The organism is Halonotius pteroides (assembly GCF_003605635.1).
GTDB lineage: Archaea > Halobacteriota > Halobacteria > Halobacteriales > Haloferacaceae > Halonotius > Halonotius pteroides.
Map to the genome: position 1 here is coordinate 1 of NZ_QMDW01000095.1, position 1088 is coordinate 1088.

1 protein-coding gene is annotated in these 1088 nt (G+C 67.8%); it reads left to right on the forward strand.

The features are described 5' to 3' along the window. Nucleotides 1-1088: adenylosuccinate lyase (purB, locus tag DP106_RS15290; protein WP_120086642.1), on the forward strand; the 1088-nt coding region annotated here is incomplete at both ends.

Here is a 1088-nt window from a genome sequence, read left to right on the forward strand (position 1 = left end):
CGCCGACGACGCCGACGTCGTCAAACGCCTCGAAACGGACGGCTACGGCGGTTACGCGGCGACGAACCACGACGTCAAGGCTGTCGAGTACTTCATTCGGCTGCACCTGCCCGACGAGGACACACAGGGACCGTGGGTGCACTTCGGGCTGACGAGCGAGGACGTCAACAACCTCGCCCACCGACTCTGCCTCGGACCGGCCGTCACGGACGTGCTCGTCCCCGCGATCCGGGAGCTTCGGGACGCGCTCGCGGACGACGCGAGGCGACACCGCGACCTCCCGATGTTGGCACGCACGCACGGCCAGCCCGCGACGCCGACGACCTACGGCAAGGAACTCGCCGTCTACGCCGCCCGCCTCGGGCGCGCGCTCGGCCGTCTCGAGGCCGCGACGGCGGGACTATCGGGCAAACTCGCCGGCGCCTCCGGGACCTACGCCGCCCACCGCGCCGCCTACCCCGACGTCGATTGGCGGGCCTTCTCGGAGTCGTTCGTCGAGTCCCTCGGCCTCGAACACGCGGGGCTCTCGACGCAGGTCAACCCCTGTGACGACCTCGCGTCGGTCTTCGACGCGCTCCGCGGGGTCAACAACGTGTTGCGGGACCTCGACCTCGATATGTGGCTCTACGTCTCCGATCGCTACCTCGGCCAGGAGGCCAAAGCGGGCGAGACCGGCTCTTCGACGATGCCGCACAAGGTGAACCCGATCGACTTCGAGAACAGCGAGGGGAACCTGACGAAAGCCAACTCGGATCTCACCTTCCTGGCCGATTACGTTACGACCTCCCGATTGCAGCGGGACCTCTCGGACTCGACGGTGAAACGGAACGTCGGCGCGGCGCTGTCGCACTGTCTCATCGGCTACCGGAAGGCGGCCGCCGGTCTCGAGAAAGTGACGCCGAACGCGGCCCTCATGCGCGAGGACCTCGAAGCCAACCCCGAGGTGATCGGGGAGGCCGTCCAGACGATCCTCCGCCGGGAGGGCGACACCGACGCCTACGAGCGCATCAAGGAACTCACCCGAGGAGAGCGCGCCACGCTGTCGGATTTCCGCGACCTCTTCGAAGAAACATCGCCGAGCAGTTCCG